Origin of the sequence: Kitasatospora mediocidica KCTC 9733 (assembly GCF_000744225.1) — a bacterium.
Classification (GTDB): Bacteria; Actinomycetota; Actinomycetes; order Streptomycetales; family Streptomycetaceae; genus Kitasatospora; species Kitasatospora mediocidica.
The window spans coordinates 1,026,018-1,041,503 of the sequence record NZ_JQLN01000004.1; the positions used below are offsets into that span (position 1 = coordinate 1,026,018).

At 74.8% G+C, this 15,486-nt stretch carries 1 protein-coding gene; it reads right to left on the reverse strand.

Going from position 1 to position 15,486, the window contains the following annotated elements:
• Window positions 1-3: 3 nt before the first annotated feature.
• Window positions 4-15,468: a type I polyketide synthase gene (locus BS80_RS11975; protein WP_232246481.1), complete on the reverse strand. Its 15,465-nt coding sequence runs from the start codon at window positions 15,466-15,468 to the stop codon at window positions 4-6.
• Window positions 15,469-15,486 lie beyond the last annotated feature (18 nt).

The window sequence follows — 15,486 nt, forward strand, 5'->3', positions numbered from 1 at the left end:
AGGTCACGCGAGCCCGAGCTCGTCGTCGAGGAGGTCGAAGATCTCGTCTGCTGTCGCCGACTGGATCTCGCGGTCATCGGCAGCGCCGTCCGTTGCACTTTGCGTTTCATTCCACTTCGACAGGAGATCGCGCAGGCGCGAGGTGATGCCGGGGCGTTCGAGGTCGTCCGTCCCGATCGTGGCGAGGAGCCCGGCCAGCTTGTCGAGCTCGGTGTGCACGGACTGGTGCGCGGGTGCGCTGTCCGTGGCGAGTTCCTCGCGCAGGTAGCCGGCGAGGGCGGTGGGAGTCGGGTAGTCGAAGATCAGCGTGACCGGCAGGCGCAGGCCGGCGGCCGCTCCCAGGCGGTTGCGCAGATCCACGGCGGTGAGCGAGTCGAAGCCGAGGTCGAGGAAGCCCCGACCGGAGTCGACGTCGTCCGGTCCGCCGTGCCCGAGCACAGCGGCGACCTGGGTGCGCACCAACTCCAGCAGCACGCGGTCGCGTTCGACCGGCGTCAGGGCGCCGAGCCGCTCGGCCAGCGAGCCCGCGCCGACGGCACCGGCCGCAGCGGCCGCGGTGCCGCTCTCGGCGGCCCGGCGGACCGGCATCCGGACCAGACCGCGCAACAGCGACGGCAGAAGTCCGGCGGCGGCCTGGCCGCGCAGGACCGTGGTGTCGATCCTGATCGGCACCAGCACCGGTTCACCCGACGCACCGGCCGCGTCGAAGAGCTCCAGGCCCTCGGTCTGCGGCAGCGCGGGATAGCCGCCCCGGGCGATCCGGGTCAGCTCGGCCTCGTTGAGGCTGCCCGCCATGCCGCCGGCCGCCTCCCACAGGCCCCAGGCCAGCGAGCCGGCCGGGAGGCCCTGGGCGGCGCGGTGCTGGGCGAGGGCGTCCAGGAAGGTGTTGGCGGCGGCGTAGTTGCCCTGCCCCGAGCTGCCGAACACACCGGCGGCGGAGGAGAACACCACGAAGGCCGTGAGGTCGCTCTCCCGCGTCAGCTCGTGCAGGTTCCAGGCGGCGTCCACCTTCGGGCGCAGCACCGCGTCGATCCGCTCGGCGGTCAGCGAGCTGATCACGCCGTCGTCCAGGACGCCGGCGATGTGCACGACGCCGGTGAGCGGGTGCTCGGCGGGGACGGCGGCCAGCACGGCGGCCAGCGCCTCGCGGTCCGCCGCGTCACAGGCCGCCCAGCTCACCTCGGCGCCCAACGTGCGGAGCTCGGCGGTGAGTTCGGCGGCGCCGGGGGTCTGTTCGCCGCGTCGTCCGGTGAGCAGCAGCTGCCGGACGCCGTGTCGGGTGACCAGGTGCCGGGCGAACAGGCCGCCCAGCGTGCCGCCCGCGCCGGTGACCAGCACGGTGCCGTACGGGCCGAACGCGGCGTCGGTGGCGGTGGCGTCGGCGGCGGTGGCCGGTGCCGCGACCCGGGCCAGCCGGAAGGCGTGCGCGGTGCCGGCCCGCAGCGCGAGCTGCGGCTCACCGGTGGCGATCGCGGCGGTCAGGGCCCGCTGGGAGAGGTCGTCGCCGTCGGTGTCGACCAGGACGAAGCGTCCCGGGTTCTCCGACTGCGCCGAGCGGAGCAGGCCCCAGACCGTGCTGTGCACCAGATCGGCGATGTCCTCGCCGGAGCGGACGGCGACCGCGTGACGGGTCACCAGGACGAGCCGCGCGTCGGCGAACCGCTGGTCCGCCAGCCAGCGCTGGACCAGGTCCAGCGCCTCCCGGGCGGCGGCCCGGGCGGCGTCGGGCAGCCCGCTCCCCGACCGGGGGGCCGGTGGCACGAGCGGCAGCAGGACCAGCTCCGGGGCGGTCCCGGTCCGGTCCACCGCGTCGGCGAGCGCCGCGAGGTCCGGGTAGGAGTCGAGCCGTTCCCCGGGGAGCGTGAACGACGCCGCGCCCGTGCCCAGCAGCACCCGGCGTTCGTCCGGCCCGGCGGTGAGCGGCGCGAGCGCCGTCCACTCGGGCCGGAACAGGGACTCCTGGTGGGCGGTGCGGGAGGCGTTGAGCTGTTCGGCCGACAGCGGGCGCAGCACCAGGCCGCCGATGGCGGCCACGGCGGCGCCGGTGGCGTCCGCGACCTGGAGCGACACGCCGCCGGAGCCGGCCGGGCTGACCCGGACCCGCAGCGAGGCCGCGCCGCCGGCGTGCAGCCGGATCCCGGTCCAGGCGAACGGCAGTCGTGCGCCGGTCTCCTGCTCGGCGGGCGCGTCGGTGTCCTGGAGGCCGAGGGTGTGCAGGGCGGCGTCCAGCAGGGCCGGGTGCAGGGCGAATGCGGCGGCCTGGGCGTCGAAGCCCTGCGGGAGCCGGATCTCGCCGAACAGGTCGTCGCCGAGCCGCCAGGCGGCGTGCAGGCCCTGGAACACCGGACCGTAGCCGAGGCCGGCCCCGGCCGCCCGCTGGTAGAAGTCGCCGGTGTCCAGCGCGGTGGCGCCGGGCGGCGGCCAGGAGCTCAGGTCGAACGCCTCGGACGGCGCCGCGGGCTGGGCGCCGGTGGCGAGGAAGCCGCCGGCGTGCCGGGTCCACGGTTCGGCGGGGTCGACCAACTCCTGGCGGGAGTGCAGGGTGAGCGCGCGCCGCCCGTCCTGGTCGGCCGCCGCGAGCCCCAGCCGGAGCTGGACGGCGCCCTGCTCGGGCAGCACCAGCGGTGCTTCCAGGGTCAGTTCCTCGACCGTGTCGCAGCCGACCTCGGCGCCGGCCCGCAGGGCCAGCTCCACGAACGCGGTGCCGGGCAGCAGGACGGTGTCCAGGACGGCGTGGTCGGCGAGCCACGGGTGCGTGTGCAGCGAGAGCCGGCCGGTGAACACGAAGCCGCCGGAGTCCGGGAGTTCGACCGCCGCACCGAGCAGGGGGTGGCCCGCGGGCTCCAGGCCCGCCAGCGCGACGTCCTCGAAGGAGACGCCGACGTCCAACCAGTAGCGCTGGCGCTGGAACGGGTAGGTCGGCAGCTCCACCCGCCGGGCGCCGTGCCCGGCGTAGAGGGCAGTCCAATCCACCGGGACGCCCCGCACGTGGGCCTGGGCGAGCACGGTGGCCAGCGTGCGGGCCTCCGGGCTGCCGGTCCGCAGCGCGGGGACGAAGGCGTGCCCGTCGCCGGTGACGCACTCCTGCGCCAGCGCGGAGAGCACGCCGTCCGGGCCGAGCTCGACGAAGGTGGTGACGCCCTGCGCTTCGAGCACCCGGACGCCGTCGAGGAAGCGGACGGTGTCGCGGACGTGCCGGACCCAGAAGTCGGCGGAGCCGACTTCCTCCGCCGTCGCCAGGGCGCCGGTCAGGTTGGAGACGATCGGGATCTTCGGCGCGTGGTAGGTCAGGCCCTCGGCGAGCTTGCGGAAGTCCGCGAGCATCGGCTCCATCAGCGGCGAGTGGAACGCGTGGCTGACGGTCAGGCGCTTGCTCTTGCGACCGGCCGCAATGGCCAGGACCTCGTCCTCGTCACCAGCGATCACCAGCGAGTTCGGACCGTTGACAGCGGCGATGCTCACCCGCTCGGTAAGCAGCGGAAGCACCTCCGCCTCCGTCGCCTGCAACGCCACCATCGCACCACCGGACGGCAGTTCCTGCATCAGACGGCCACGAGCGGCCACCAGCGTGCAGGCATCCGCCAGCGAGAACACGCCCGCCACATGCGCGGCAGCGATCTCACCGATCGAATGACCCGACAGGAAGTCCGGCTTCAGACCCCACGCCTCAACCAGCCGGAACAGCGCCACCTCCACCGCGAACAACGCCGGCTGAGTGAACTCCGTCCGGTTCAACGCCTCGGCGTCATCACCGAACAACACATCCCTCAGCGGCAGTTCGAACTCCGCACAGACCGCGTCCAACGCAGCCGCGAACACCGGGTAGGCGTCGTACAGTTCACGCCCCATCCCGAGCCGCTGACTCCCCTGGCCGGTGAACAGGAACGCCGTCTTGCCCTCGGTCGCGATGCCGCGCAGCACCTGCGCGTCGGCCGGGCCGGACTCGCCCCGGCTCAGCGCCTCCAGCGCGCGCAGCGCCGTGTCGTGGCTGTCGGCCACCAGCGCGGCCCGGTGTTCCAGGGCGGAGCGGGTGGTCGCCAGCGAGTAGCCGATGTCCAGGAGGGAGGACTCGGCGGTGATCCGGGAGCGCAGGCGCTGGGCCTGGGCCCGCAGGCCGTCCTCACCGCGCGCGGAGAGCAGCACGGGCACGAAGGCCGGCCCGGTGCCACGGTCGCCGTCGCTCTCGCCCTCGTCCTCACCTGCGAGGACGGGCGGCGCCTGCTCGATGATGGCGTGCGCGTTGGTCCCGCTGATGCCGAAGGAGGAGACGCCGGCCCGGCGCGGACGGCCGGTCTGCGGCCAGTCCCGCTGCTCGGTGAGCAGCGCGACCGCGCCGGCGGCCCACTCGACGTGCGGCGAGGGCGCGTCCACGTGCAGGGTCTTGGGCAGCACGCCGTGCCGCATGGACAGCACCATCTTGATCACGCCGGCGACGCCCGAGGCGGCCTGGGTGTGCCCGAGGTTGGACTTCACGGAGCCCAGCCAGAGCGGCTGGTGCGCGTCGCGGTCCTGGCCGTAGGTGGCCAGCAGGGCCTGGGCCTCGATCGGGTCACCCAGCCGGGTACCGGTGCCGTGCGCCTCGACCACGTCCACCTGGTCGCTGGAGAGCCCGGCGTTGGCCAGCGCCTGACGGATCACGCGCTGCTGCGAGGGGCCGTTGGGCGCGGTCAGCCCGTTGCTCGCGCCGTCCTGGTTGACCGCGCTGCCCTTGACGACCGCCAGCACCTGGTGGCCGTTCTTGCGGGCGTCGGAGAGCCGTTCCAGGAGCAGCATGCCGGCGCCCTCGCCCCAGCCGGTGCCGTCCGCCGCCGCGGCGAAGGACTTGCACCGGCCGTCGGCGGCCAGCCCGCGCTGGCGGCTGAACTCGATGAACGTCCCCGGTGTGAACATCACCGTGACGCCGCCGGCCAGCGCGAGCGAGCACTCGCCGCTGCGCAGCGCCTGCGCCGCGAGGTGGAGTGCGACCAGCGAGGAGGAGCACGCGGTGTCGACCGTGACGGCCGGACCCTCCAGGCCGAAGGTGTAGGCGACCCGGCCCGACACGACGCTGCTGGAGCTGCCGGTGCCGAGGTAGCCCTCGACCTCGTCCGGCACGGCGTGCAGGCGCGAGCCGTAGTCGTGGTACATCACGCCGGCGAAGACGCCGGTCTGGCTGCCGCGCACCGACAGCGGGTCGATGCCGGCCCGCTCGAAGGCCTCCCAGGTGGTCTCCAGCAGCAGGCGCTGCTGCGGGTCCATCGCCAGCGCCTCACGCGGCGAGATCCCGAAGAACGCCGGGTCGAAGTCGGCGGCGTCGTGCAGGAAGCCGCCCTCCCGTGCGTAGGAGGTGCCCTGGGAGTCCGGGTCCGGGTCGTAGAGGCCGTCGAGGTCCCAGCCGCGGTTGTCGGGGAGGAGCGAGATCCCGTCGCTGCCCGCGGCGAGCATCTGCCACAGGTCCTCGGGAGTCCGCACGCCGCCGGGGTAGCGGCAGCTCATCGCGACGATGGCGATCGGCTCGTCGTCGGAGAGTGCCGCCACGGCCACCGGGGTGCGGGCGGCCGACGCGGTGCCGAGCAGCTCGGCCCGCAGGTGGCGGGCGAGCACGGTGGGGTCCGGGTAGTCGAAGACCAGCGTGGCCGGCAGGCGCAGCCCGGTGAGCGAGTTGAGGTGGTTGCGCAGTTCGACGGCGGTGAGCGAGTCGAAGCCCAGCTCCTTGAACGCCCGGCCGGAGCCGATGGTCTCCGGGCCGGCGTAGCCGAGCACGGTCGCGACCGCCGAGCGCACCAGGTCCAGCAGCAGGCGCTCCTGCTCGGCCTCGGAGAGTCCGACGAGCCGCTGGGCCGGGCCCGAGGCGCCGTCGGCGGTGGCGGCCTGCGCCGCGCGCCGCACGGGCACCCGGACCAGCCCGCGCAGCAGCGGCGAGATCGCGCCCGCCGCCGCCGGGCCGCGCAGGGCGGCGGTGTCCACCCGCATCGGGACGAGCGCGGCCGCGCCGACCCGCAGGGCGGTGTCGAGCAGCGTCAGGCCCTCCGACACCGGCAGCGGCGGGAGTCCGGCGCGCCGCATCCGGCTGACGTCGGCCTCGTCCAGGCCGCCGCCCATGCCCGAGCCCGCCCACAGGCCCCAGGCCAGTGCGCTCGCGGCCTGGCCGCGGGCCGCCCGGTGCTGGGCCAGCGCGTCCAGGAAGACGTTGGCCGCGGCGTAGTTGCCCTGCCCCGGACCGCCGAAGACGCCGGAGGACGAGGAGAACAGGACGAACGCGGAGAGCTCGGCGTCCTGCGTCAGCTCGTGCAGGTTCCAGGCGGCGTCCACCTTGGGACGCAGCACCCGGTCGACCCGCTCGGGCGTCAGGGAGCCGATCACGCCGTCGTCCAGCACACCGGCGGTGTGCAGCACGGCGGTCAGCGGGTGCGCGGGGTCGATGCCGGCCAGCAGGGCGGCCAGCGCCTCGCGGTCCGCCACGTCGCAGGCCGCCCAGCTCGCCTCGGCGCCCGACTCGGCCAGCTCGGCAGTGAGTTCGGCGGCGCCCTCGGCCGCGGCGCCGCGCCGGCTGACCAGCAGCAGGCGGCGCACGCCGTACTCGGCCACCACGTGCCGGGCGACCAGGCCGCCCAGCGAGCCGGAGGCGCCGGTGATCAGCACCGTGCCGTCGGGGGCGGGGGTCCAGGCCTGCTCGGCCTGCGGGTCCACCGGCACCCGGGCCAGCCTCGGCGTGCTCGGCACACCGGCACGCAGCGCCAACTGCGGCTCACCGGAGGCCAGCGCGGCGGGCAGGGCCCGCAGCGACTCGGCCGAACCGTCCAGGTCCAGCAGGACGAAGCGGTCCGGGTTCTCCGACTGCGCGGAGCGCAGCAGACCCCACACCGCCGCGCCGGCCAGGTCGTCCACCGGCTCACCGGCGGTCGTGGCCAGGGCACCCGAGGTCAGCACCACCAGGCGCGCGTCGGCGAACCGCTGGTCGCCCAGCCACTCCTGGACGAGCGTCAGCATGCGGGCCGTGGCCAGGTGCGTGGCACCGGCCACCTCGTCCGCTCCCTCGACCGAGGGCGTGACGAAGACCAACTCCGGTACGGGAGTGCCGGACTGGGCCAGTGCGTCGAGACCGGCGAAGGCCGTGACCGGCACGCCGCAGCCGCGCAGCGCGGCGTCGGCGGCGCCCAGCGCCACCCAGCCGGTGCCGGCCGGCGCGGCCGGCTCCACGAGGGGGGTCAACGCGGTCCAGTCGAGGGTGAACAGCGACTCGTGGAACGCGGCCCGTGCGGTGCGCAGTTGCTCGGCCGAGACCGGGCGCAGACCGAGCTCCGCGACGGTGGCCACCGGCGCGCCGGTGGCGTCGGCGATCTCCAGCCGCACCCGGTCGGTACCCGACGCCACCAGGTGGACGCGCAGCGCGGAGGCGCCGCTCGCGTGCAGGGAGACCCCGCTCCAGGCGAACGGGAGCCGCCCCTGTCCCCCGGTGTCGCCGAGCCCGCCCAGACCGATGGCGTGCAGGGCGGAGTCCAGCAGGGCGGGGTGCAGGCCGAAGCGGCCGGCCTCGTCCTGGGCACCCTCGGGCAGCAGCACCTCGGCGAAGATCTCGCCGTCGCGCCGCCAGGCCTGCCGCAGGCCCTGGAACGCCGGGCCGTAGGCGAAGCCGATGTCCAGCAACTGGCCGTAGCGGTCGCCGAGTTCCACCTCGACCGCGCCCGCCGGGGGCCACTGGGCCAGCTCGAAGGACGGCTGCGGCTGCGCCTCGGCGCTCACCACGCCGCTGGCGTGCCGGGTCCACGGCTCCTCGGCCGGGAGGCCCTCCTGGCGGGAGTGCAGCGTCAGCGTGCGCCGGCCCGCCTCGTCCGCCGCGCCGACCATCAGGCGTAGCTGGACGCCGCCCTGCTCGGGCAGCACCAGCGGGGCTTCCAGGGTCAGTTCTTCGAGGTGGTCGCAGCCCAGCTGGTCGCCCGCCCGGATCGCCAGTTCCACGAACGCGGTGCCCGGGAGCAGGACGGTGCCCATGATGGTGTGGTCCGCGAGCCAGGGATGGGTCGCCAGCGCCAGCCGCGCGGTGAACAGCATCCCGTCCACGTCGGGCAGTTCGGCACTCGCCGCGAGCAACGGGTGCTCGGCCTCGCCCAGGCCCACGGCGGCGACGTCGCCGAGGAAGAGCGAGGACAGCTTCGGCCAGTACCGCTCGTGCTGGAAGGCGTAGGTGGGCAGCTCGACCTGACCGGCGCCGGTGCCGGCGAAGACGGCCTCCCAGTCCGCCGCCACGCCGCCGACATACAGCCGGGCGACGGCCGCCGCCAGCGACTCGGCCTCGGGGCGGCCCTTGCGCAGCACCGGCACGAAGGCGTGCTCGTCGCCGGTGACGCACTCCTGCGCCAGCGCGGAGAGCACGCCGTCCGGGCCGAGCTCGACGAAGGTCGTGACGCCCTGCGCTTCGAGGCTGCGGATACCGTCGAGGAAGCGCACGGCCTCGCGCACGTGGCGGACCCAGAAGTCGGCGGAGCCGACTTCCTCCGCCGTCGCCAGGGCGCCGGTCAGGTTGGAGACGATCGGGATCTTCGGCGCGTGGAACGTCAGGCCCTCGACGACCTCACGGAAGGCGTCGAGCATCGGCTCCATCAACGGCGAGTGGAACGCGTGGCTGACGGTCAGGCGCTTGCTCTTGCGACCCTCGAAGGCGGCCACGACGGCCAGGACCTCGTCCTCGTCACCAGCGATCACCAGCGAGTTCGGACCGTTCACGGCCGCGATGCTCACCCGACCGGTCAGCAGCGGCAGCACCTCGTCCTCGGTGGCCTGGATCGCCACCATCGCGCCACCGGCGGGCAGTTCCTGCATCAGACGGCCACGGGCGGCCACCAGCGTGCAGGCATCCGCCAGCGACAGCACACCCGCGACGTGCGCGGCGGCGATCTCACCGATCGAGTGACCGGACAGGAAGTCCGGCTTCAGACCCCACGCCTCAACCAGCCGGAACAGCGCCACCTCCACCGCGAACAACGCCGGCTGGGTGAACTCGGTCCGGTTCAGCGCCTCGGCGTCGTCGCCGAACAGCACGTCCCGCAGGGGCAGTTCGAGATGCGCGCAGACCTCGTCCAGCGCGTCGGCGAACACCGGGTAGGCGTCGTACAGTTCACGCCCCATGCCGAGCCGCTGACTGCCCTGGCCGGTGAAGAGGAAGGCCGTCCTGCCACCGGCCACCGCGCCCTCGACCAGGCCGGCGGCCGTGTCACCGGAGGCCAGCGCGTCGAGGCCGGCCAGGAAGCCGGCGCGGTCCTCGGCGCCGATCGCGGCCCGCTGCTCGAAGGCCGAGCGGCGGGTGGCGAGCGTGAACGCGACGTCGGTGTCGGTCGGTTCGAGGTGCAGGCCGAGGTGCGTGCGCAGCCGCGCGGCCTGCTCGCGCAGGGCCTGCGGGGTCTTGGCGGAGAGCACCCAGAGCGGCAGCCCGGCCTGCGGCGGCGCCACGTCGGTGGGCGGCTCGGCCTCGACGGCCGGGGCCTGCTCGATGATGGTGTGCGCGTTGGTGCCGCTGATGCCGAAGGACGAGACGCCCGCGCGGCGCGGGCGCCCGGTCTCCGGCCACGGCCGGGCCTCGGTCAGCAGCTCGACCGCGCCCGCCGACCAGTCCACGTGCGGCGACGGCGCGTCCACGTTCAGGGTCTGCGGCAGCACGCCGTGCTGCATGGCGAGGACCATCTTGATGATGCCCGCGACACCGGCGGCGGCCTGCGTGTGACCGAAGTTGGACTTGATCGAGCCGAGCAGCAGCGGCTGATCGGCGTCGCGGTCGCGACCGTAGGTGGCCAGCAGGGCCTGGGCCTCGATCGGATCGCCGAGCTTGGTTCCGGTGCCGTGCGCCTCGACCGCGTCCACGTCGGCGGTCGTCAGGCCGGCACTCGCCAGCGCCTGGCGGATGACGCGCTGCTGGGACGGCCCGTTCGGGGCGGTGAGCCCGTTGCTCGCGCCGTCCTGGTTGATCGCGCTGCCGCGCACCACCGCGAGCACCGGGTGCCCGTTGCGGCGTGCGTCGGAGAGCCGCTCGACGAGCAGCATGCCGATGCCCTCGCCCCAGCCGGTGCCGTCGGCCCCGGCTGCGAAGGCCTTGATCCGGCCGTCGGCGGCAAGCCCGCGCTGGCGGCTGAAGTCGATGAAGGAGGACGGGGTGGACATCACGGTGACACCGCCGGCGAGGGCGAGCGTGCACTCACCGCTGCGCAGCGCCTGGATCGCCCAGTGCAGCGCGACCAACGAGGACGAGCACGCGGTGTCGACGGTGACCGCCGGGCCCTCCAGGCCCAGCGCGTAGGAGACCCGGCCGGACAGCACGCTGGCCGCGTTGCCGGTGCCGAGGAAGCCCTCCGAACCGTCCGGGGCGCCGAGGATCACCGGCAGGTAGTCCTGGCCGTTGGTGCCCGCGAAGACGCCCACCTGCTGACCGCGCAGCGTGGTCGGGTCGATGCCGGCCCGCTCGAAGGCCTCCCAGGAGGTCTCCAGCAGCAGGCGCTGCTGCGGGTCCATGGCCAGGGCCTCGCGCGGCGAGATCCCGAAGAACGTCGGGTCGAACCCGGCGACGTCCGCGAGGAAGCCGCCCTCCCGCACATAGGTGGAGTTCTCCGCCTGGGACTCGGGGTCGTAGAGCGCCTCCAGGTCCCAGCCCCGGTCCTGGGGCATGCCGCCGACCGCGTCACGGCCGGCGGCCAGCAGCTGCCAGAGCTCCTCGGGGGAGGCGACGCCGCCGGGGAAGCGGCAGCTCATGCCGACGATCGCGATCGGGTCGTCGACCGCCGCGACCGCGCCGGAGGGCGCCGCCGGTCCGGCCACCGAGGGCTGGGAGCCCGCCAGTTCGGCCTGGAGGAAGTCGGCCAGCACGGCCGGGGTCGGGTAGTCGAAGATCAGCGTGGCGGGCAGCCGCAGGCCGGTGAGCGCGCCCAGCAGGTTGCGGATCTCGACGGCGGTGAGCGAGTCGAAGCCGAGGTCCCGGAACGCCCGGCTGGGCTCGACCGAGTCCGGACCGGGGTGGCCGAGGACGACCGCGACCTGGGTCCGCACGAAGTCCAGCGCGAGGTCCTCGCGCTCCTGCTCGGTGCCGGCGGCCGCCAGGCGCTGCGCCAGCGGGGAGGAGTCCTGGTCGGCGGCGCCCGGTGTGCTCCGGGCGGCCGCGACGACGCGCTGCGCCTCGGGGAGGTCGGCGACGAACGGGTTGGGGCGGATCGCGGTGAGGCCGGCGGCGAAGCGCTCCCAGTCGATGTCGACCACGAGCGGGCAGGTCTCGTCCAGGACGAGCGCCGTGGCCAGCGCGGCGGTCGCCAACTCGGGTGCCAGGGCCGGGAGTCCGGCCAGGCGAAGGCGCTCGGCGACCGTGGCGTCGGTGGCCATGCCACCGTCGGCCCAGGCGCCCCAGGCCACCGAGGTGGCCGACAGGCCCTCGGCCCGGCGCTGGGTGGCCAGGGCGTCGAGGTAGGCGTTGGCCGCCGTGTAGTTGGCCTGCCCGGCGGCACCGAAGGTGCCCGCCATCGAGGAGAAGAGCACGAAGGCGTCCAGCTCCAGGCCGCGGGTCAACTCGTCGAGGTTGCGGGCCGCTTCGGCCTTCGGACGCAGCACGTCGGCGATCCGCCGCGGGGTCTGCGCGTCGAGCACGCCGTCGTCCAGCACGCCGGCCGCGTGCACGACCGCGCGCAGCGGGTGTTCGGCGGGGATCGCGGCGAGCAGGGCGGCCAGCGCCTCGCGGTCGGCGACGTCGCAGGCCGCGACGGTCACCTGGGCGCCCAGGCCCTCCAGCTCCGCTCGCAGCTCGGCGGCGCCCGGGGCGTCCGGGCCCCGACGGCTGGTCAGCACCAGGTGCTCGGCGCCGCGGCTCACCAGCCAGCGGGCCACGTGCGCGCCGAGCGCGCCGGTGCCGCCGGTGACCAGTGCGGTGCCACCGGTGCTCCAGGCGTCGCCGGCGCTCTCGCCGTGCGCGGCGCGGACCAGCCGGCGCACGAAGACGCCCTGCGGGCGCACCGCGAGCTGGTCCTCCTCGCCGGAGCCCGTGAGGATCTCGGCGAGCCGGGCCAGCGAGCGGCGGTCGGCCGTCTGCGGCAGGTCGACCAGACCGCCCCAGCGCTCGGGGTACTCGTGGGCGGCGGTCCGGCCCAGGCCCCAGATCTCGGCCTGGCGGGGACTGTCGAGGTGGTCGGTGCGGCCGACGGACACCGCGCCGCGGGTGGCGGCCCAGAGCCGGGCGTCCACGCCCGCGTCGCCGAGCGCCTGGACCAGCGCGAGGGTGGCCGTCAGACCGGCGGTGAGCGAGGGGTGTTCGGCGTGCGGACGCTCGTCCAGGGCCAGCAGCGACAGGACGCCGTCGACGCCGCTCTCCGCGCCGAGCTCGGCGCGCAGCCGGTCGGCCAGCGCCGCCCGGTCCACGGTCGTCGCGTCCACCGGGACGACCCGGACCCGCGCGCCGTGCTCGGTCAGCATCCGGACCGGCGCCGACGCCCAGGCGTCGTCCTCCAGCCCGGCGGGGGTGAGGACCAGCCAGCTGCCGGACAGCCGCGCGGGCGGCGCGGGCGGCAGCGGCTTCCAGGTGGTGCGGTAGCGCCAGCCGTCCACGGTGGAACGGTCCCGGCCCTGGCGGCGCCAGGCGGAGAGCGCGGGCAGCACGGCGCTCAGCGGCTGGTCGCCGTCGAGGCCGAGCGTGTCGACGAGGGCCGCGAGGTCCTCGCTGTGCACGACCTCCCAGAAGCGGGCGTCGGTCGCGTCGAAGGCGGTGCCGGGTGCCACGGGCTCGCCCATGTCGGCGAACGGGTTGGCCGGCCAGTAGCGCAGGCGCTGGAAGGCGTAGGTGGGCAGGTCGACGCGGGTGGCGCCACAGGGCGCGTAGTAGGCCTGCCAGTCCACGGTGGTGCCGCGCACGTGCACCCGGGCCAGCACGTCGGTCAGGGTGCGCGGCTCGCTGCGGTCGGCGCGCAGGGTCGGCACGAACGCCGCGACCCCGCTCTTCGTGCCGACCAGGCAGTCCTGGGCCATCGCGGACAGCACGCCGTCCGGGCCGAGCTCGACGAAGGTGGTGACCCCGTACTCCTCCAGCCGGCGCACGCCGTCCAGGAAGCGGACGGCCTGGCGGACGTGCCGGACCCAGAAGTCGGGGGTGGTGATCTCCTCGGCGGAGACCAGGGTCCCGGTGAGGTTGGAGACGATCGGGATCTTCGGGGCGTGGAAGGTGATCTTCTGCGCGACCTGGCGGAACGCCTCCAGCATGCCGTCCATGTGCGGCGAGTGGAAGGCGTGACTGACCGTCAGGCGCTTGCTCTTGCGGCCCTCGAAGGCGGCCACGACGGCCAGGACGGCGTCCTCGTCACCCGCGACGACGACGGAATCCGGGCCGTTGACGGCCGCGATGCTCACCCGCTCGGTGAGCAGCGGCAGCACCTCGGACTCGGCCGCCTGCAGCGCCACCATGGCGCCGCCGGCGGGCAGTTGCTGCATCAGCTGGCTGCGGGCCGCGACCAGGGCCGCGGCGTGCGGCAGCGACAGGACGCCGGCCACGTGGGCGGCGGCCAGCTCGCCGATCGAGTGGCCGGACAGGAAGTCCGGCTTCAGACCCCAGGACTCCAGCAGCCGGAAGAGCGCCACCTCGACGGCGAACAGCGCGGGCTGGGTGTAGCCGGTGCGGTCCAGCAGGTCCTTGTCCGTGCCGAACAGCACGTCCTTCAGCGGACGTTCGAGGAAGCGGTCGAGCTGGGCGCAGACCTCGTCCAGCGCCCGGGCGAACACCGGGTAGGTCTCGGACAGTTCGCGTCCCATGCCCAGGCGCTGGCTGCCCTGGCCGGTGAACAGGAAGGCGACCTTGCCCTCGGCGGCCAGCCCCTCGACCAGCGCGGGGTCCTGGCGGCCCTCGGCCAGCGCGGCCAGCGCGGCCAGCAGGCCGTCGCGGTCGGCGGCCACCAGCGCGGCGCGGCGCTCCAGCGCGGGTCGGGTGACGGCCTGCGAGTAGCCGACGTCGACCAGGCCCAGGCCCGGCTGCGCGGCCAGGTGGGCGCGCAGCTGCGCGGCCTGGGCCCGCAGCGCGTCCTGGCTCTTGCCGGAGAGCACCACCGGGGTCAGCGGCGGCCGGAACGGCTCGGCCGCCGACGCGTCCGGGTCGACCGGCGCCTCGTCGGCCGCCGGGGCCTGCTCGAGGATGGTGTGCGCGTTGGTGCCGCTCATGCCGAACGAGGAGACACCGGCCCGGCGCGGCTCGCCGGTCTGCGGCCAGTCCCGCGCCTCGGTCAGCAGCTCGATCTCGCCGGCCGTCCAGTCGACGTGCGGGGTCGGCTCGGTGACGTGCAGGGTCTTGGGCAGCACGCCGTGCTGCAGGGCCATCACCATCTTGATGATGCCGCCGACGCCGGCGCCGGCCTGGGCGTGGCCGATGTTGGACTTCACGGAGCCCAGCAGCAGCGGCCGGCCCGCCGGGCGGTCCTGGCCGTAGGTCGCCAGCAGCGCCTGGGCCTCGATCGGGTCGCCGAGCGCCGTGCCGGTGCCGTGCGCCTCGATCGCGTCGACCTGGTCCGGGGTGAGCCGGGCGTTGGCCAGCGCCTGGAGGATGACGCGCTGCTGGGAGGGGCCGTTCGGGGAGGTCAGGCCGTTGCTGGCGCCGTCCTGGTTGACCGCCGTGCCGCGGACCACCGCGAGCACCGGGTGGCCCTTGCGCCGGGCGTCCGAGAGCCGTTCCACCAGCAGCACGCCGACGCCCTCGGCCAGGCTGAAGCCGTCGGCCTCGGGCGCGAAGGGCTTGGAGCGGCCGTCGAAGGCGAGACCGCGCATCTTGCTGTAGTCGACGAAGGTGCCGGGAGCCGACATCAGGGTCGCGCCGCCGGCCAGCGCGAGCGTGCACTCGCCGTTGCGCAGCGCCTGGACGGCCAGGTGCAGCGCGACCAGGGACGAGGAGCAGGCGGTGTCGACCGTGACGGCCGGGCCCTCCAGGCCGAAGCTGTAGGAGAGCCGGCCGGAGGCCACGCTCGCCGCGTTGCCGGTGCCGAAGTAGCCCTCGAAGTTCTCCGTCGAACTGAGGATCGCGGCGAGGTAGTCGTGGTTGCTGGTGCCGACGAAGACGCCGATCTGCTTGCCGCGCACCGACGTCGGGTCGATCCCGGCCCGCTCGAACGCCTCCCAGGAGGTCTCCAGCAGGAGCCGCTGCTGCGGGTCCATGCCGAGGGCTTCCCGCGGGCTGATGCCGAACAGGGAGGGGTCGAACCCGGCGATGTCCTGGACGAAGCCGCCCTCGCGCACGTAGCTCGTGCCGGGGTGGTCCGGGTCCGGGTGGTAGAGGTTCTCGACGTCCCAGCCGCGGTCCACGGGGAACTCGCCGACCGCGTCGACGCCCTCACTCACCACCTGCCACAGATCCTCGGGCGACCGCACGCCGCCGGGATAACGACAGCCGATGCCCACGATGGCAATCGGATCGTGATTCTTCGCTTCCGCCTCACGCAGGCGGAGGCGAGTCTGGTGCAGATCCGCCGTTACCAGCTTGAGGTAGTCCCGCAGCGTCTCTTCATTCGCCAT